This window comes from Algoriphagus machipongonensis (assembly GCF_000166275.1).
Taxonomy (GTDB): domain Bacteria; phylum Bacteroidota; class Bacteroidia; order Cytophagales; family Cyclobacteriaceae; genus Algoriphagus; species Algoriphagus machipongonensis.
This window is the reverse complement of the sequence record NZ_CM001023.1, coordinates 180,118-198,427: the sequence shown is the minus strand read 5'-3', so window position 1 is coordinate 198,427 and position 18,310 is coordinate 180,118. Positions and strand designations below refer to the sequence as shown.

At 39.1% G+C, this 18,310-nt stretch carries 20 protein-coding genes and 1 riboswitch; of the genes, 8 read left to right on the top strand and 12 right to left on the bottom strand.

Going from position 1 to position 18,310, the window contains the following annotated elements:
- Nucleotides 1–7: 7 nt before the first annotated feature.
- The gene (locus ALPR1_RS00940) at nt 8–493 is read left to right on the top strand and encodes a hypothetical protein (protein ID WP_153231748.1); all 486 of its coding nucleotides are present in this window, start codon (nt 8–10) and stop codon (nt 491–493) included.
- On the opposite strand, the gene ALPR1_RS00935 is transcribed toward ALPR1_RS00940, so the two are convergent.
- Genes ALPR1_RS00935 through ALPR1_RS00915 form a run of 5 tightly spaced genes read right to left on the bottom strand, consistent with a single transcriptional unit; the run spans nt 479 to nt 5,585 of the window.
- A complete protein-coding gene (locus ALPR1_RS00935; RefSeq protein ID WP_008197767.1) occupies nt 479–763 on the bottom strand; it encodes a Trm112 family protein in 285 nt (94 codons plus the stop codon). The genes ALPR1_RS00940 and ALPR1_RS00935 overlap by 15 nt on opposite strands.
- Nucleotides 760–1,404, bottom strand: coding sequence for a thiamine phosphate synthase (locus ALPR1_RS00930; RefSeq protein ID WP_008197766.1), 645 nt, complete (start codon nt 1,402–1,404; stop codon nt 760–762). Before ALPR1_RS00930 ends, ALPR1_RS00935 begins: the two co-directional genes overlap by 4 nt.
- On the bottom strand, nt 1,401–2,453 hold the full coding sequence (locus ALPR1_RS00925; RefSeq protein WP_008197765.1) for an AIR synthase family protein: 1,053 nt from the start codon (nt 2,451–2,453) through the stop codon (nt 1,401–1,403). The genes ALPR1_RS00930 and ALPR1_RS00925 overlap by 4 nt, the downstream gene beginning before the upstream one ends.
- Nucleotides 2,453–3,175, bottom strand: a complete 723-nt coding sequence (locus ALPR1_RS00920) for a class I SAM-dependent methyltransferase (protein ID WP_008197764.1) — start codon at nt 3,173–3,175, stop codon at nt 2,453–2,455. The genes ALPR1_RS00925 and ALPR1_RS00920 overlap by 1 nt, the downstream gene beginning before the upstream one ends.
- Nucleotides 3,176–3,197: 22 nt before the next feature.
- Nucleotides 3,198–5,585, bottom strand: a complete 2,388-nt coding sequence (locus ALPR1_RS00915; RefSeq protein ID WP_008197763.1) for a TonB-dependent receptor — start codon at nt 5,583–5,585, stop codon at nt 3,198–3,200.
- A 132-nt stretch (nt 5,586–5,717) separates the two neighbouring features.
- Nucleotides 5,718–5,814, bottom strand: a riboswitch (TPP riboswitch).
- A gap of 117 nt (nt 5,815–5,931) precedes the next feature.
- Here ALPR1_RS00915 and ALPR1_RS00910 point away from each other — a divergent pair.
- The 5 genes from ALPR1_RS00910 (at nt 5,932) to ALPR1_RS00890 (ending at nt 10,515) form a co-directional block, all read left to right on the top strand.
- A complete protein-coding gene (locus ALPR1_RS00910) occupies nt 5,932–6,777 on the top strand; it encodes a fumarylacetoacetate hydrolase family protein (RefSeq protein WP_008197762.1) in 846 nt (281 codons plus the stop codon).
- A gap of 4 nt (nt 6,778–6,781) precedes the next feature.
- Complete coding sequence (locus ALPR1_RS00905; RefSeq protein ID WP_008197761.1) at nt 6,782–7,150, top strand: TfoX/Sxy family protein; 369 nt, start codon at nt 6,782–6,784, stop codon at nt 7,148–7,150.
- 67 nt (nt 7,151–7,217) lie between these two features.
- Nucleotides 7,218–7,628, top strand: coding sequence for a hypothetical protein (locus ALPR1_RS00900; RefSeq protein ID WP_008197760.1), 411 nt, complete (start codon nt 7,218–7,220; stop codon nt 7,626–7,628).
- Nucleotides 7,629–7,774: 146 nt separating this feature from the next.
- On the top strand, nt 7,775–8,206 hold the full coding sequence (locus tag ALPR1_RS00895) for a secondary thiamine-phosphate synthase enzyme YjbQ (RefSeq protein ID WP_008197758.1): 432 nt from the start codon (nt 7,775–7,777) through the stop codon (nt 8,204–8,206).
- Between the two features lie 98 nt (nt 8,207–8,304).
- A complete protein-coding gene (locus ALPR1_RS00890; RefSeq protein ID WP_008197755.1) occupies nt 8,305–10,515 on the top strand; it encodes a DUF5916 domain-containing protein in 2,211 nt (736 codons plus the stop codon).
- Here the strand turns inward: ALPR1_RS00890 and ALPR1_RS00885 are convergent.
- The 5 genes from ALPR1_RS00885 to ALPR1_RS00865 form a co-directional block, all read right to left on the bottom strand.
- Nucleotides 10,487–11,065, bottom strand: coding sequence for a glycosyl-4,4'-diaponeurosporenoate acyltransferase CrtO family protein (locus tag ALPR1_RS00885; protein ID WP_040302416.1), 579 nt, complete (start codon nt 11,063–11,065; stop codon nt 10,487–10,489). The two genes, ALPR1_RS00890 and ALPR1_RS00885, sit on opposite strands and share 29 nt — an antisense overlap.
- Nucleotides 11,066–11,135: 70 nt before the next feature.
- Nucleotides 11,136–11,375: a hypothetical protein gene (locus ALPR1_RS00880; protein ID WP_008197751.1), complete on the bottom strand. Its 240-nt coding sequence runs from the start codon at nt 11,373–11,375 to the stop codon at nt 11,136–11,138.
- Nucleotides 11,376–11,392: 17 nt separating this feature from the next.
- Nucleotides 11,393–12,634: a serine hydrolase gene (locus tag ALPR1_RS00875; protein ID WP_008197749.1), complete on the bottom strand. Its 1,242-nt coding sequence runs from the start codon at nt 12,632–12,634 to the stop codon at nt 11,393–11,395.
- On the bottom strand, nt 12,631–13,692 hold the full coding sequence (locus tag ALPR1_RS00870) for an aminotransferase class I/II-fold pyridoxal phosphate-dependent enzyme (RefSeq protein ID WP_008197748.1): 1,062 nt from the start codon (nt 13,690–13,692) through the stop codon (nt 12,631–12,633). Before ALPR1_RS00870 ends, ALPR1_RS00875 begins: the two co-directional genes overlap by 4 nt.
- A 12-nt stretch (nt 13,693–13,704) precedes the next feature.
- Nucleotides 13,705–14,127, bottom strand: coding sequence for a VOC family protein (locus ALPR1_RS00865; protein WP_008197747.1), 423 nt, complete (start codon nt 14,125–14,127; stop codon nt 13,705–13,707).
- A gap of 59 nt (nt 14,128–14,186) precedes the next feature.
- Here ALPR1_RS00865 and ALPR1_RS00860 point away from each other — a divergent pair, with 59 nt between their 5' ends.
- Together ALPR1_RS00860 and ALPR1_RS00855 are read left to right on the top strand one after the other, a co-directional pair.
- Nucleotides 14,187–15,086: a patatin-like phospholipase family protein gene (locus ALPR1_RS00860; protein ID WP_008197746.1), complete on the top strand. Its 900-nt coding sequence runs from the start codon at nt 14,187–14,189 to the stop codon at nt 15,084–15,086.
- The gene (locus ALPR1_RS00855) at nt 15,076–15,690 is read left to right on the top strand and encodes a class I SAM-dependent methyltransferase (RefSeq protein WP_008197745.1); all 615 of its coding nucleotides are present in this window, start codon (nt 15,076–15,078) and stop codon (nt 15,688–15,690) included. Before ALPR1_RS00860 ends, ALPR1_RS00855 begins: the two co-directional genes overlap by 11 nt.
- A 2-nt stretch (nt 15,691–15,692) precedes the next feature.
- Here the strand turns inward: ALPR1_RS00855 and ALPR1_RS00850 are convergent, their stop codons facing one another.
- Together ALPR1_RS00850 and ALPR1_RS00845 are read right to left on the bottom strand one after the other, a co-directional pair.
- Entirely contained in the window at nt 15,693–16,553 is an 861-nt protein-coding gene (locus tag ALPR1_RS00850) for a universal stress protein (RefSeq protein ID WP_008197744.1), read from the bottom strand.
- A gap of 153 nt (nt 16,554–16,706) precedes the next feature.
- Entirely contained in the window at nt 16,707–18,299 is a 1,593-nt protein-coding gene (locus tag ALPR1_RS00845; RefSeq protein ID WP_008197743.1) for a BCCT family transporter, read from the bottom strand.
- Nucleotides 18,300–18,310: the final 11 nt, after the last annotated feature.

Below are 18,310 nucleotides of genomic sequence, written 5' to 3'. Positions count from 1 at the left end.
CTCTTCCTTGCAAAAATTCAATCATAGCTACAGGTCGATTTTGAGTGGGGGGCGTTTATTCGGCTTAGTATTGATTTTTCTAGGTTTGGTGGTAATACTTACTCCAGTTTTTGTAGAAGTAGAAACCAATACATTGAAAATTGTCCTCGTTGCTGGAATACCTTTTTTGATTGGGGTAATTCTTGTTACTACTTATACTGGGACGCTGCTGGACTTTGAGAATAGGAAATACAAAGAATATCAAACCTTGCTTTTTTTTAAGTTGGGAGCGTGGAAAAAACTTCCTAAAATTGAACATGCAGAAATGATCTTGCATAGCTTTCGAAGTAGGAATGTTCCCAATGGTCTGAGCCCAACACTTTCAGGAGAAGTGACCATTTATAAAATTGTACTAATCTCCAATGGAACCAAGTTTCTCGCCTTGGATTTTGAAAAAGAAAAGGCAGCCGTAGCTGCCCTGAAAAAGGTCAAAGAAGGCTTAGGACTCCTTTGAATTTTCCTCTAAAAGTCTAAAATCCTTAATTTCTTTTCCGTCCAATTCCTTCTGCCATCGTTCTAAAACGGGTTGCTCCAAATGTGCCTCGCGATATTCATCTGGGTTCATGATAGGAATCCCCTTGATGATAGGATAAATGCGCTTACATGATCCACAAGTCAACCAGCCCTCCAGGATGTTTTCCTGATCGTCGGTAAGGATAGTTTTCAATTCCAGGTCCTCTTTATCAAAAGGACAGCAAAGCTTGGCTATAGTTTCTAGTTTCATTTGTTCAGTGTTGAAAGGGACTGTTGATAATTTAATATGGCAGCTTTTGGATCTTCAGAGCTCATCACTCCAGATACGACAGCGATGCCATCAAAACTCAGAGATTCAAGATCGGCTAGGTTTTGAGGGCTGATTCCTCCTGCAAGGAAAATTGGATTTTGAGTCATTTCCCTTGTTTTGCGAACGGTCTCGAAATCCACCAATTCGCAACTGGTACTAGTGCTGGATGGAAACATGGAGCAAAAGGAGAGGTAATCAACTCCAAAATCCACAGCCTTTTTGATGGTTTTTAGGTCATTGTTTACGGTGACTCCCACAATTTTTCTCATATCGTGAAAGGTTTTCAGGCATTTCTCAGAGAATTGATTGATCTCATCAAAATGCACCCCATCCAGATCAAAAAGCTCCACCCATTCTGGATGGTTATTGATCAATAAAGGAACTTTAGCTGCCTTACAAAGCACTTTAATTTTGCCTATCAAGCCGGCTACGGGAGGTTTTTCAGGAAAGTTATCCCAAATCTGAACGGCACAAGGCTTTGCAGATAATGCTTGTTTCAATGACTTCAAAAGCAAGGTTTCCTCTTTACTGGGATCAATAACCAAATAAAGCCCTCCTGATATTGTTGCTGATGTTTTCATTTCCAACCTTCATTTAATGCTTTGAAATAGGCGGCCCAATAGGGGTCTGTTTCTTTATATTCCAATAGTGATGAACTCTCTCCTTCTGAAATCCTAATTCCTTGATCCTGTCCTAATACCTTCCCTACTACAGTACAGCTGATATTTTCATTTCCTAAACGATCTATAAGTTGAGCAGATTTATCAGGCCTACAGGAAATAATCATTGCTCCAGCTCCTACACAGTAGCGGGGATCTAAATCAAATAACTTAGAAATTTGGGAGGCGATTTCTCCCACAGGAATCAAGTCATTTTCTATCATTCCCCCTTTTCCTGAAGCAATCAACATTTCGTAGATCGCTCCCAAAACCCCTCCTTCCGTCACATCGTGCATAGCCGTTATTTCTGGGAATTTCTCAGATTCACCAGCAGCGATTAAGCCATCTTTTAGCGAGGAAGTTTGATAAAATTGTTGGCAAGCTGATTCATATACATCGGTTCCGAGTTTATTCTTGACAGTTTCAGGAAAACTCATTCCCAAAATGGCCGTGGCAGTCATTGCACAGGATTTGGTCACTAAAATCACATCTCCTTCTTCCGCGCCTGTTGCGCAGATCATTTCTGATTCCGGGGCGATGGTAATAAGTGTTCCTCCGCCGGCAAAAGTGGAGTTTTGTCCTTGGACAAAGCCGGTATGACCCCCTGTGATTGCCACTCCAATTTCCTTACAAAAGCGATCAATATAGCCCCAGTAGGTACTGAAGTCAGCATTGCTTAAGGAATCTGGGAGATTGAGGACGAATTGGCCGTATTGAGGGGCAAAGCCAGTGGTCGCCATATCATTGGCCATCAAATGCACGCTGAGCCAAGCAGATTCCTGTAAGCCTAGGGAAGGAATCAAAGATAAAGGGTCGCTAGTCGCTGCCATAGCCAAGCCGCCAGGCAAGGAAGTAATCGCTACGTCCACACCAAAGCCCGGACCTTGCTTTACCTCTTTGCGAAATGCTCCAAGCCTTCCCGCAAGCAAGCTTTGATATCCTTCATGATTGATTTTACCCAGATCTGCCATCAGTCTACATCATTGAATTTCACATACAAACCAAAGAAGTCACCATAAGGAACGCTCCACTGCTGTACCGGAAACCATTTTGGTAGGCCAGTGCATGACCATTCGATGGTATATTGCCTTCCTTGCAATGCTTCCTCAATAATTTTGATCAGCATTGCAGGAGTGTAGAAAGTTGCAGTTACATAGAAAGGATTTTTACCAAAAACCTGTTGGACTCTCCTTCTCAAGACCTTGGGTGAATTTCGGTTCATCATGCCCATGGCAATGCCGTATTTTGCTACTCGGGCAGATTCGCGTATCACTTTTACCGGGTCTTTATAGTATTCAAAAGTGGTAATGAAAGCCAGCGAATCGAAGGTATGATCCTTAAAGGGCATATGATGGGAATCCGCCATGACTAAATCACCCTCGAAAAGATTGATGGCTTGGGAAAGCATGAGAGGGGAAATATCCCCTCCGGTGGCTTTAATACCAATTTCCTTCCACCAGCGTGTGAATCGAGTGGTTCCACAGCCAAATTCAAGTAAGGTTTTGATCCTTTTGTCCTTAGATACCAGCTGCTCCATGACTTTTTTCTGCCAGATTTCTGCTCGCTTATAGCGACCCTCGTACCAAAGTTCGTAGGTGTCTGTATGTGCTCTATTGAAAAACCATTCCGGGCGATTTTGCCAGTTTTGCTGCGCTTTGGGAAGTATTTCAAAGTGTTTTTTCTCGAGTTGCATGGGTTTCTACAGGTTAGATTTCTTAGAATTTCATACTAATTCCTAACATAAAGTTGGTCCCGGCCATTGGGTAATAATAGTTTTCTGTAACCAATTCCTTCTGACTTTCTCCAGGTAAGAAATAGCTAAAAGTATAGCCATTTGGCTCGTACATCTCATTAAAGACATTGTTGACCATCAGGTTTATATCAATGCTTTTGAAATATCTAGGTTGAACGGAGTAGCTTACCCTAAAATCATTGGTGAAAAACGCATCTAATGATCTTGCATCGTTTGAAGTATTGTCTAAATACTGCTTACCAACATATTTACTCAACCAGTTCAAAGAGAGATTCTTCACAGGCTTGAATTCTATCATGAGGGAAGAAACAATGTTCGGAGAGAAAGCAATGTCTGTGTCAGTATAGGTGAAGGATTCCTGAGTAAATTCCGCAGTACTATAATCATCTATATACTCAGTAAACTCCTTAATCTTATTTTGACTTAAAGCTATATTAGCCCCAATCATCCAGGCTTTGGATAACTGAAATGCTCCATCGAGCTCAATTCCCGCTCGGTAAGAATCAGGTACATTTTCTCGGATATAAGCTCCTACATCATTGATTTGGCCAGTTTGGATCAATTGATCCTTGTAGTCCATCAGGTAGAAATTAGCATTGTAGCTGAAATTCCCACTTTTAGCTCTGATTCCTGCTTCTATGTTATTAAGCTTCTCTGGTCTTGGAACTTCGGTGATAGGATTATCCGTAAAATCAGATCTTGTAGGTTCACGGTTGGCAACGGCATAGCTCGCATACCAGACTTTACCATTTTTCTCATAACTAAGACCAAATTTCGGGTTAAAGAAGGTGTACTTTTCTTCTCCATCTACAATTCTTCCATCATCATTTACACCTATAAAAGAGTAATCGATAGACCGGACTTGCAAGTCTCCAAATAGATTCAAACCAGAGGAAACTTCATAGGTGGCTTTTAGGTAAACATTGCGATCATCTTTGACGGCATTGTTGTCATAATATCGATCGCGGATGTCCGTATCGCCGGCAATTCTTGCCCAGATGATTTCTCCAAAGTGATCTCCATCGTACCGATTGGCACCACCGCCAAGAACGACATCCCATTGGCCATTATCTGAAATGTAGTTGATGGAAGCAACTGCACCGTAGAAATCATTGTCAAGCCATCTTCTTCTGATGATGTCTGTGCTGCTGATCGTAGAATCGCCGATGACCACATCCGGTAGATTATAGCTGGCAAAATCATCATCTTCTCGATATTGCTCATAATATCCTCTACCATACGTGTAGTGTAGTGCTGCATTGGTTTTCCAATTATCCCCAATAGTGCCAGAGTAAATCAGTTGATAATGATCTTGCTGATAATTATCGGTTTCATTTTCGTACGTGTAGTAATTGTCTGTTCGGTCATCCTCTAATTTGGATTCAGGAAGTCCCCACCAAGATTGATAAGTTTTTTCCTTTCCAGAGAATACATTCAATTTTAGGACATGGTTTTCACCATAAAATCCTGCTGAAACAAAGTAAGAACGTAAGTCAGAAGTTGCTCGGTCTACATAACCATCAGAAGAGATTTTCGAAAGTCTGGCATCTACAGCAAAACGGTTGTTTAATAGCCCGGTTCCTGCTTTTACAGTATGTTTCCAGGAATTGAAAGAACCTACAGAATTATCAATTTCTGCATAGGCCTCCTCATTTCGTGTATCCGTTTGGATATTCACGCTTGCCCCAAAAGTGGCCGCCCCATTCGTAGAAGTACCCACACCACGCTGTATCTGAAGGCTATTTACAGAAGAGGCAAAATCAGGCATATTCACCCAGAATACCCCATGAGACTCCGCATCATTCATTGGGATTCCGTTGACCGTTACATTGATTCTGGTCTGATCAGATCCACGAATTCTCATACCAGTATAACCTATGCCAGCTCCAGCATCTGAATTGGTGACAACGGATGGCGTAAAATTCAATAAGATGGGAATATCCTGTCCTAAATTTCTTTTGGCAAGTTCCTCTTTGTCAATAGTCTGAAAGGTAGTGGGAGTAGTAGACGAAGCTCTAGTAGCAGAGACTATAAACTCTTCTGTTAATAATTCGGTAGGTTGAAGCTCAAGCGTCAAATCTCCAGCATAAGGAACAGCCAGGTTTTTTTCAAGACTGCTGTAACCCACATAGGAAACCCTAAGCTGGATTTCTCCTGCAGTTAATTTGGTAATCGTAAAGGCACCGTATTCATCAGTGACTGCTCCTCTACCTTGTTTTCCTGTCCAAACAGAAGCTCCTACTAAAGGTTCGCCGGAATTAGCGTCCAAAACTTTTCCACTCAGGTTTTCTTGTGCCCAAGAGGAAATTGCAATAAGGCAAAAAGCCAGATTTAGCAATACTTTTTTCATGTAAATACCCTTTCGGGTTGTTGAGGTGAAACATGAGAAAACTCAGGGGAAGTCTTCCGTGATTGTTTACCCTTTTACATAACTTTTATCAATTGAAACACGAAGGCGCCTTCCGCATTTTCGAATAATAACTTGTTATGTTGCTCATTTCCCTTCGCCGGCATTACCCGGATCAGGTCGTATGGGTATGATCTCAGCCCGTTTTATTAAGGCACCCCTTATGATCTTGTTGCAAAGGTAATGGGGAAAAATCTATTTGCAATTCTGAGGAAAGAAAATCAATGGCTCAAAATCTTCACATGCTGAAACTTTTCGTTAAATTTCTCTCTCAAAATAACCTTAAACCATGAAACTTTATAAACTAACCTCCGGGACATTAGTCCAAATCGAGGAATCTTATCTTTTAGGACCAAGCCTAAACTGGAATGAATTATTGGGTAGAGAAAACTTGAAAGAGTATCTGAGCCTAGAATCAAAATCCTGGAAAGTAGTATCGAAAGAAGAAGCCGAAGATTTGTTGAATGCTGGAATTTTGTCTCCAATGGGAGATCAGGAAATTTGGGCAGCTGGTGTGACTTATTACAGAAGTAGAACTGCCAGAATGGAAGAAAGTCAAGATGCTGGAGGGGCAGATTTTTATGATAAAGTCTATGCTGCGGATCGTCCTGAGCTATTTTTTAAAGCCACAGCAAGTCGGGTTTCCGCCCCAGGAGCTGCAGTTAATATTCGAAAAGATTCGACTTGGGATGTGCCGGAGCCTGAACTTACCTTATTGATTTCTCCTGCAGGTAGGATTCAGGGTTTTACGATTGGCAATGACATGAGTAGTAGAAGTATTGAAGGTGAAAATCCTCTTTATTTGCCTCAAGCCAAGGTTTATTTAGGATGTGCCTCCATTGGCCCTTGTATCTTAGTGCAAGATGAGCTCCTGCCAGAGGAGTCAAAAATCAGATTGGAAATAGATCGGTCGGGTCAATTAGCATTTGCAGGAGAAACAGATCTAACACAATTGAAAAGGAAGCCCCCAGAGCTTGCTGAATGGCTTTTCAAAGGAAATTCTTTTCCGATAGGATCTTTTTTAATGACAGGAACAGGCATTGTGCCTGATGATTTTACCCTAGGAGAAGGAGATGTCGTCCGAATATTTATTGATGGAATCGGAGTTTTAGAAAATACCATTTCAAAAATCTGAGTAAATGGCATACGATGAATATCTGGTAGAGCGCTTGGCTCAAAGCCTAAAAAGTCGCCACATACCATTTCAACACAAGAAGATGATGGGTGGAATGCTTTTTATGGTGGATGATAAGATGTTTATGGGTATTAATCGTGATAATAACTCAGGCAAGGACCGATTGATGGTAAGAGTGGGAGAAGATGCTGAGGAGATGTGTATAAAAAGGGCAGGTTGTAGGTCTATGGAGTTTACAGGGAGACCCATGAAAGGCTTTGTTTTCGTTGATCCTGAGGGCTTTGACTTGGACGATGATTGGGAATTTTGGGTTGAAAAGGCCTTAGAATTCAATCCTAAAGCGAAAAAAAGCAAAAAAAGGAGAGAAAAATAGTTGGTTAGTCAAGCTTGGCAAAGAAGTTGATTTAGAGTTTTAATAGACTTCAAACAAGACCAACACCATGAAAAATCTTTCCATTTTTTCCCTTTTAGCAATCATAGCTTTCAGTTGCAATTTTAGTGAGTTGCCAGAATACAAAGATGAAAATCAAAAATGGGCTCTTGCTGGCTATCAAGTAGATCTAGAAGGGCATTTGGAGTATACCAGTATTCAGGATTCTGCCTATGTTTACACCATGATGCCTGATGGGACCTTTACCAAAACAGTGGGCGAATATGAGCTCAGTGGCACCTATGAAGAGTCCTTTTCGGATGGCTTAACTAAATATAGATTTCAATACGGCACTCAACAAAGTCTGCTTATCCATAGCTGTTCTTCAGATTTTGAGGATTATTTTATTAACAGCAAAGGACAATTAACAGGCACTTGGGACAGCTGTGATGGTCCGAAATTGTATTTTGACAAAGAATAATTATTGTATTGTAATGGGGGTTGAAGTCGAATTTGATGCTTAAATAGCTAATAAATTCTTCAACCCTCTTTACAATGCTTCTCGGGCTTAAGCCTTAATTTGAGACCAGTACTTTTTTACTTTCTAGAGTAGTTTTACTTTTGCAGATGGCTCAATTTTTCCAAAAGAAAATCCGACTTCCACATTATTCTTCAGGGTATCATCTAATTACAGATTTGATTGAAGATGAATTTTCGGAGATCAGAAAAGTAAAAACCGGTTTTTTGCAAGTGTTTATTCAGCATACTTCTGCAGCTCTAACCATCAATGAAAATGCTGATCCTACAGTGCGCAGAGATTTTCAAACTTTTGTAAATGAATTGATTCCGGAAAACTATCCTAAGTTTATTCATACCTATGAAGGTCCTGATGATATGCCAGCACATATCAAAGCGAGTTTTTTTGATTCAAGCCTGCAAATTCCTATTTCTGAGGGAAGGCTGGCCATGGGAACATGGCAGGGAATATATTTATGTGAATTTCGGAGACACGCTTCTTCAAGAAGTCTTGTTTTGACCTGTTTCGGGGAAATATTCTAAATGTGATATTGTGTCCCCGATTATTTATTTGACCATTGGTAAAATATAAGTGATATGATAGCCGCTACAAGATATTTTTGTTCGGTATCACTAAGCTTATGCGAAACTTTTGTTTCTTATTAACTGCCTATATTCTAGGCATCGGAACAGTATTTTCTCAAATTGACCAGAATCCGGCTGCCATAGCTGTTAAGGCTAAACAAGGAATTCAGCTAGATGGGGAATTGACAGAAGATATATGGTTGGATCCCACAGGATGGAACACTGATTTTATGCAGTATTTTCCTTCGGATACTTCCTTATCCCAAACACCCACAAGAGTGAAAATTGCTTTTGATGAGCATAACCTCTATTTGGCTGCTGTTATGGAAAATAATGAGCCAAGAGATTATGTATCTACCTCATTACGAAGAGATTATAGAGGGCAGCAAAATGATGGAATCACCTTCGTTTTTGATACTTTCAATGATAAAACAAATGCCTTTCAATTTGGAGTGAATCCTTATGGAGTCCAAAGAGAAGGCTTATTGGCAAATGGGGGGATTAGAAGTGAAGATTTAAGTTTAGCCTGGGATAATAAGTGGTATGCAGAAGCAAGAATTTTTGATACACATTGGCAGGTAGAAGCCATAATTCCACTTTCCACAATTCGATTTAAAGATGGGGCGAAAAGCTGGAATGTAAACTTTTATAGAATAGATAGCCATACCGGAGAGCGAAGCACTTGGTCTCCAATACCAAGGAACTTATCAATTATTTCCACTGCTTTCAACCGGAAATTGATATTTGAGGAGCCTCTTAGTAAAACTTCCGCAAATATTTCTTTGATACCTTATATAGCAGGAAAAACCTCCAAAAATTACCTAGAAAATACCAGTGAAAAATTTACTCCAGCAGTAGGGGGAGATGCTAAAATTGGCGTTGGACCTGCCATGAATCTGGATTTGACTTTCAATCCTGATTTTTCTCAGGTGGAGGTGGATCAGCAAGTGACAAATTTGGATCGCTTTGAGATTTTCTTTCCAGAACGAAGACAGTTCTTTTTAGAAAATGCAGATCTCTTTGATAGTTTTGGTTCCAGGCAATCCAGACCTTTCTTTTCAAGGCGAATTGGAGTGGATATTGATTCAGCTACTGGGCAAAACGTTCAGAGTAAGATCATTTATGGGGCTCGATTGAGTGGTAAGGTAAATGAAAACTGGAGGTTGGGTGTCATGAATATGCAGACAGCAACCGATGATGAAGCAGGAATAGCGGGAAAGAATTTTTCTGTAGTAGCTGTACAAAAGAAGCTATTTGCCAGATCAAATATTGGTTTAATCTTCGTCGATAGAGAATCTCTTGCCTTAGGTGAAAATCAATCTCTATTCAACCCAGATGAGTATAACCGATTAGTAGGGATAGATTATAATCTAAATTCAGCGGATGGTAAATGGACAGGAAATGCTTATTACCATAGAACATTTGAATCAAGAGATACCGAAAAACCATATTCCCTAAATTCATTTATCAGGTTCAATGATATCCATTGGTCTTGGAGTTTAAGCTATCGGGATATTGGAAAAGACTTTAATCCGGAAGTAGGTTTTGTTCCTAGGTCAGATTACAAGCGTTTTAACCCAGATATTTCCTATTTATTTTATCCAAATTCAAGGTTAATAAACCGCCATGGTCCAAAATTAGATTTTGAATTATTATGGAATGAAGCAAATGGAACGACTGATAGAGATATTAATTTGAGCTATAACGTTCAGTTTAATTCTTTTTCGACAATTACTGTTACGCAGAGAAATAGGTATGTGTATTTGTTTTCGGATTTTGACCCGACAAGAACTGGTGGTGAAAAACTTCCTGCAGGGACGGATTACAATACCAAAACGATTCAGATTGAATACAGCAGTAATCCAAGGAATGCATTTTTAATAAAATTAGAGGCAGAAGGTGGAGGTTATTACACAGGGAATTTCCAAAGGGTTGTCAGTGAGTTGGGCTTGAGACTGGGTGTGAAGGCAAATATTTCCATGAATTTCAACTATGCCAGAATCCGGCTTCCTGAGCCTCAAAATGATGCAGATTTAGTATTAGTAGGACCTAGAATTGATTTGACCTTTACGAAGAAACTGTTCTGGACAACATTTATCCAGTACAATAATCAAATCGAAAATATTAATATCAATACGCGACTTCAATGGCGCTTTGCCCCTGTTTCAGATTTCTTCCTGGTTTATACGGATAATTATTTCCCTGATACTTTCGCGCCAAAGCAAAGGTCTCTGGTATTTAAATTGAATTACTGGTTGAATCTTTAAGTAACTTCTCTAATCGCTGAGTTCTCGCTCGATGAGCTCGCTGAAGCATGATAGGATAAAAATTACCAATGATATTAAGGGATTGCAGAAAAAACGCGGTCCAAAAGTCTTTTAGGATGAGACTCCAAATAAAAAGTAGATTAATAAGAATAAAAGGGATAAGATGTCCAATTTCAGATCGTTTTAATTCTATAATAAAGTTTTTAATTCCTGTTTTACTGCCATTGAAGTAGGATTTCTGCTTGGCTTTGTTTCTCCAGAACGTGAGTAACAAGAATTTTTGAAATACCGGAACGCCGATACGTTTTGTAAATGATAGTAAATTTTTTGGATTGTTGATTTGATAATAGCGATCAGGCAAAAGTTTAAAAGTGGGCCAGGCAAAACCTAGAAAAGCAAAAACGCCTAGGATAAAGAGATTAGCCAAAAAGGCCATGATAAACTTTGAAAAAAGTGGTTCTAAGGGCATATTTCCCCAAGAAGTAATCAATTCATAGGATCGATAGCCTAAAAAAACACTTCCTAATGTTAAAAGTATCTTTTTACCCATTTTCAAATTGAATTATCAGCCAAGGCCATTAGGTTTTAATTGTAAACAATTGATTATTTCTATCCTCTGTCTAAGATCGATATTTTTTTGATTTGGGAATATAAACCCAGATGTAAGTAAAAAATCCAGCGAATACCTGAAGAAGCACAAAATACAACCAAACATCTGCCTCTTTTAGAGGTTCGAAGTTGATCGTGTTATTATAATAGAGTTTTGAGATTATTAGGGCAATGATGGTTGCGGGAAGGACCACCGCCAGCCATAAGGATAAAAAAGATCGATATATAAATGGAGTTTTTTTCTTGACCATGGGATTTCCTTTTTTACCTAGTAATCAAATTTGACGGAGCTGAGATCCGGTTTGATTAATTTTTTTCGATTTAATTCTAGCTGATATAGATAGTCTCCAAGTTCAGCAAAAAATGGTTTTCCGATTTCTTCGTATTCATAATTGTCATCATTTAAGATCTCATCTTCATTGGAATAAACGACTGCAGAAACGAAGAATTCCACACCATTTTTGAAATCTACGAAATAGCTGCCATCTATCAGAAATCCGTAAGACCATCCTGTCTTATTGAATATCCTAAACTGAGAAGGAATCGTGTCATTGGAAGTGCCGAATTTATAGAATTTTGAATAGCTATCTGTGTATTCTGAAACAGGGTAGGATGGGTACTTACTTTCCCTAGGTTTCATGCCCATATACTTTAAAATAAAGTCTCTTTGTTCTTCAGAAATTTGAAATCGCTCTGCCTCGAAAAATGCTCTCGGAAATAAAATCCTTTTGAGGACAGCATCTAGATCTGAAAGGGCAAATTTGTTCTTAAAAGTGAAATCCATCGGCTTTTGAACCAAAGAATCTCCTGAAAAATGAGCTTTTCCTATTTTAGGTTTTCCACGAACAAAATAATTGTTTTCTGTATGCCTTTCTGGTAACTCCAGAATAATATTTCCTGACTTATCCACAAATCTTAGAGGATTAAAATATTTATTTTCCTCGCTAGAAATGGGAAATGACAGTCTTTGACTTATAACACTGTTAATGAGGTTTTTATCCTTTAATTTATCATTGATATAGTCTAATCCCATGACTTCATAAAGCCGATTGAAAGCGTCATTATCAGAAACTAATAAAATCTTTTTGATATAATTTGAAATACTCGGAAGAGAGTCAATAGATGTCTTATCCACATAGGCAGGTTTCTGAGATGGACGGACAGAATCTATAAATAATGTACTTTCTCTATCTAAGTTATCCACATTTTGTTCATTCAGCCATTCCAGTGCAAAAAGAGCTACAGGAAGCTTAACAGTGGAGGCAGGATAAAAGTAGTTTGAGTCGTTCAAATGGAAAGAAAACTCCTTAAACATGGGGACCCCATGTTCGTTTCTATCCACCTGAGTATAGAGAATCTGTACCTTATATTTTTCAGGATTAGATAAGACTTTTTGTAAAGTGGGGTAATTCTCCAACCCATCTTGGAAAGGTATTTTTTCCTTCTTTTGGCAGCTAGAAAAAACGATTATAAAAAGGGTGAATATTATCTGAAATTTATAAGATTTCATTCTTGCTTTATTGATTGCAGAGTGTTCAAGAGGTAGTCGATATCATCTTCTCTATGGAATGCTGAAATGATGATTCTATTTACAGCTGGATCTTTAGCAGTAGGATAATGGAAGGAAGAAGTGATGATGTTCTTCTTCTCTAACTTTTGAACCCAATTTTCATTTGTGTAAGAAAAGACCGGATAGTTTTCGGCTCCATAAACTTCGTTTGGTAGTTTATTTTTCTGATGAAAGTAGGAAACTCGATCTTTCAAGGTCTTAGCCTGTTGTTTAAAGGCTTCTTTTGAATTTAAAAATGCCTGCAAGTATCCAGGCGGACATGGAGAAGCTCCTCCATATATTGGGAGTTTTTTAAGGCTTTCGCCTGTCTTTTGATCTGAAAGGATTATTCCTCCAGGAATTCCTAGGCCTTTTCCTAAAGAACCTGATACTACTAGGCGGATAGGCAGTTTTTTCCATTGGGCATAGGTCCCGAAAATATCATTGCCTAATACCCCAAAAGCATGGCTATCATCAAGCAAAAAGCTCACTTCATGCTTTTGTGCGATATGCTTGAGCCAAGTGTAATCATGTATTTCAGGAATCAGCGGATTGACTGCATTTCCAAGGAAGACAATGCGCTGTGGTGGCAAATTATGAGACTTTTCGAGACAGTTGTTTTTCCAGCTTTCAAAACTTTCCCTTGGATCAGGTTTCAGGTTCAGGGGCAAAATTGCGGGATGAGTATCGGGAGCTACCCATATTTGATCAGTTTTGGAGGTGAGGAGCTGAAGAGCAGTCATTCCTGCCAAATATCCGCTGCTCATTACCAAGGCAGCATCAGCTTGGGCTTGCTGAGCAAAATAGGCTTCAAATTCATCATAAACGGATAATCTGACATTGTTGATGCGACTCATTCCATGGTTTAAGCCCCATTTTTTCATGCCCAGGATAAGCTGTTCCTGAAATTCAGCATTTTGGCCGATTCCTAGATAAGAAGTGCCACTAAAGAAAAAGTAGGATTTTCCTCCAAATGATATTTGGCGGTCAATCGCGCTTTCTAAAAAGAATGTATTCACAGATAACAAATCTTATTTCGCAAAAATCTGACTGGGATCTTGGAAGGATTTAAATTCCAAAGCATTTCCACAAGGATCTAGAAAAAACATGGTGGCCTGCTCTCCCACTTCTCCTTTGAATCGAATGTAAGGTTCAATCACAAATTCAATTCCATGTGCTTTTAGTTTATCTGCAAGATCATGCCATTCCTCCCAAGGCAAAATAGCCCCAAAATGTCTTACAGGGACATTTTTGCCGTCGACAGCATTGGTTTGTGCTAAGGCAAGTTCTTCAGGTTTGATATGGGCAGAGAGTTGATGACCAAAGAAATTAAAATCGATCCATTTTTCGGTGCTTCTTCCTATCTCACAACCGAGCAGCTCTCCATAAAATGCTCTGGTTTCTTCGATATCCCGGATAGGGAAAGCCAAGTGAAAGGGTTTAAATTGACTCATATTGCGTACTTTCGTTTCAAGTTTTCAGTGTCAATTTAGTTTATTATTCCTTGAAAAAAATGTCCGATAGAAAATCTGTTTCCTTGGTTTTGAGCAGCGGTGGAGCGCGAGGATTAGCGCATGTAGGAGTGATCGAGGAGCTTGAAAAAAGAGGATACCATATTTCTGAAATAGCCGGCTGTTCTGCAGGGGCTTTAGTTGGAGGGATGTATGCTGCAGGAAAGCTGGAGGAGTTTAAAGACTGGATATGTCATCTGGATCGAGTGGATGTGTTTTCCTTGATGGATTTCACTTTTTCCAGCAGAGGATTCATCAAAGGGGAAAAAGTATATAATGCCCTCAAAAAAGTAGTCAATGACTGCCAAATAGAGGATATGGCAATTCCCTTTTCCTGCAATGCAGTGGATTATCGCTCAGGGAAAGAAATAATTTTCAGAGAGGGAAGTCTGTATGCTGCTATCAGGGCTTCGGGAAGTATTCCTACGGTATTTCAACCTGCAAAAATCAATAATTATGAACTGATTGATGGTGGAGTGACTAACCCTGTTCCGATTTCTCTTCTTAAGAATCCAATGGATAGTAATATCATAGTGGTTGGGCTGAATGGCCCAGATTCTGAATTGATCACTCCTCCTAAAAAAGACGCGGAAGGACATCGTTTTATTTCCTTACCGAAATGGTTAAAAGATTATAGAAATAAAATGAAGCAGTATTTTCCAGATCAGGAAAAAGTAGAAAAATCCAGCTCATTGAGTTCTATCAATTTGATGACTCGATCTTTTGATCTACTGCAGGACAGGTTTTGTAATTTACTGATAGAAAAATATCCTGTGGAGATCAGGATAAGAGTGGCGAGAAATCAAGCCGGAACCCTAGAGTTTCATCGAGCCGCAGAATTAATAGAAATTGGCAGACAAAAAGCTGCTTTGGCTTTAGACGAATGGGAAAATGCAGATTAGCGAACTGAATAAATTACTAGGTAATATAGATGTCTATTTGCTCGATCAGATTCTAAAAGGAAGGTTTGGCAAGGAGATGAAAATCCTGGATGCTGGATGTGGAGAAGGAAGAAATACCGTTTATTTTATTCGGGAAGGATTTCAAATTTTTGGAATAGACCCAAACGAAATAGCAATTCAATATTGCAGATACCAGGCAAAAAGTCTAGACCCAAACTACGATATTCACCGGTTTTTAGAGGGAAAATTGGAGGAAGTACCCTTTCATGATTCCTCCTTTGATGCGGTAATTTGCTCAGCTGTTTTGCATTTTGCCAGCAGTGTGGATAACTTCTGGCAAATGATCGATGAAATTCACCGTGTCCTTAAACCCGGAGGAGTTTTTTGGTTCAGAATGTGTACTGGCTTTGGAGAGGTTTTATCTCAATCTGAGCCATTGGGAGAGGGTAGATACCATTTACCTGATGATTCCGAACGGTTTGTGCTTACTCAGGACCATGTGGATAAGTTGATCTTGAAGGGCTTCCAATTTCTTGAATCACCCAAGACAGTCTTGGTATTAAACCAACGAGAAATGGGTGTCTTTTTGCTAGAGAAGCAATGAATTTAATTGATAATAGCTACCGTAATATTTTTTTCGTTTGAAATTAAATCTTCTGCTACGCTACCTAAAAGCAAGTCCGAGTCGTCAGACTTTCCTTTTTTGGAAATGATAATCAAATCTGCTTTATATTCCTTCGCTTTTTTGAAGATGGCAGTACCTATGGGTTCGCTTTCTACCAATAGTGTTTCTAGCTCGGCATTGATATTCGTTTTTTTCTTGAGCTTAGCAAACTTTTCAATTGCCTCTTTTTCCAGACTCTTTTGGATCTTTTTCTCTGAACCAAGAAAAGGGAAATAATGAATGCCTATTCTTAAGATATGCAATGGGATCAACTCAGCATCAGTATTGCTGGCGATGAGTTCTGAAACTTCAAGTACCCTACTGGAATAGGATGAAAAATCAATAGGCGATATGATTTTTGTAATGGTCGGTTTCGCTGTCTCTGGGACAAGAATTAAATTACAACTTAGTAATCGGACCATTTTGCTGCTAAATACTCCAGAGCCTTCCAGTCCCATTTTTTTACCTAAAAAGAATAGATCGAATTTACTCTTGTTGACCCAGTGTACCAACTCACTAAAATCTGGCCTCGGGTGGATGTAAATGTGAATATGAGTGTTTTCTGAGCCGAAAACTGCATCCACATTTGATTGAATTTCCTTGTGAATAAGCTGCTCAAGAGTAAGGCCTTTTTTGTCCAATACAGCTTGGAGTTCAGCAGAAACTTCTTCAATTTCTATTTGGTGTATGATGCAAAGCTCATCAAAGTCAAAAAGTTTATCATAGCCTTTTATGAATCGAAGGATCGTTTCATCCATTTCGGTTAAATCTGCTGCTAGAGCTATTTTTTTTAGATTTTTCATGTGTTTATTATTCTTTTTTTGGCCACCCCGAATAGTCGGTGCAGGCTATGGAATCTCACATATCCTATCATCAAACTAGCTAGGAGGTTTGAAATATGCTCGATTTCATCTCATTTTCATATAATCATTGTTGGTTGATGGAAATTTCAAATTTTATTTAGACTCTTGAGATTTCTCCTCACTTTTTTTAATGCTTTTCTTGATTTTTTTCTCGTACCGTTTCTTATCCGTTGGTTTATCAAGTTGTTCCAATTCTTGATATTCGGCTTTTAGGCCTTTATTCAAGGAGTATACCATAAACAGAAGTATGACTAAAAAGGGTAGCCCTGTGGTGATGGTAGCTGTTTGCAAAGCGCCCAATCCACCACCGACAAGAAGTACGGCGGCAACAGTTCCCTCAGTGGTAGCCCAAAAAACTCTCTGAGCAACAGGAGATTCTAACTTACCTCCAGATGTAATATTATCAATAACCAAGGATCCTGAATCCGAGGAAGTTACAAAGAAGGAAGCTACTAGGAATAAACTAATAATAGATCCTAAAATACTTGCTGGAAACTGGTTTATAAAAACAAATAAAGCTGTAGAGGTATCCGAAATGATAGCATTAGCCAATTCGTGATTTCCAGATTGCGAATCCAAATAGATAGCAGATCCTCCCATGGCGGTCATCCATAGAAAGGTCAACAAAGCAGGAATCAATAAAACCCCAAAAATAAATTCTCGAATTGTTCTTCCTTTAGAAACTCTTGCGATAAACATCCCGACAAATGGGGACCAGGATATCCACCATGCCCAATAAAATACCGTCCAATCCCCTTGCCATCCCTCGTCTTTAAAAGCCTCTGTCCACGTAGAAACTGAGATAAAATCACTCAAATAGGTTCCAACATTTTGTAGGAATCCTCTGAAAATGTAAAGTGTTGGCCCGAATATCAATATGAATAGCAGGAACAAGGCAGCGATCCTAATATTCCATTCACTCAGAAACTTCACACCCTTATCTATACCTGAAACCACAGAAATAGTGGCAATGGAGGTAATAGATGCTATCAAGATAACTTGAGTAGTAGAAGTATTTGGGATTTCGAATAAGTAGAATAATCCACCACTTAGCTGCTGAACCCCAAAACCCAATGAGGTGGCTAATCCAAATAAAGTTGCTAAGACTGCAAAAACATCGATCGTATCTCCAATCCAGCCATGTATTCGATCACCCAAAATGGGATAAAATACCGATCTAATAGTTAAGGGTAATTTTTTATTATAGGTAAAAAATGCCAAAGCCAATGCTACGATAGCATAAATAGCCCATGCGTGTAAACCCCAATGAAGAAAGGTTAGGTTCATGGCACTTTGTGCAGCTTCTATGCTGTAATTTTCCGAAGTGGGTGAGTTTGCATAATGACTCACTGGTTCTGCTACCCCCCAGAAAAGTAAACCAATACCCATTCCTGCGCTGAAAAGCATTGCAAACCATGCTGAGGTGGAAAACTCAGGTTTGGCATCCTTTCCACCTAGTCTGATTTTACCATACTTGCTAAAGCCCACATAGATACAAAAGAGAATGAAGAGGTTAACTACCAAAATGAAAAGCCAACCTGTTTGATCAGTGATAAAATCCTTTATGTTTAGAAAGATTTCCTCCATTGGTTCCCCTACCCAGAGTGTAAGCGTGATAAAAAAGAATATCAGAAATGTGGCTGGCCAAAATACGGGTGGGTGGATATCGAAGTATTTATTTTTCATTGTAAGAGGTT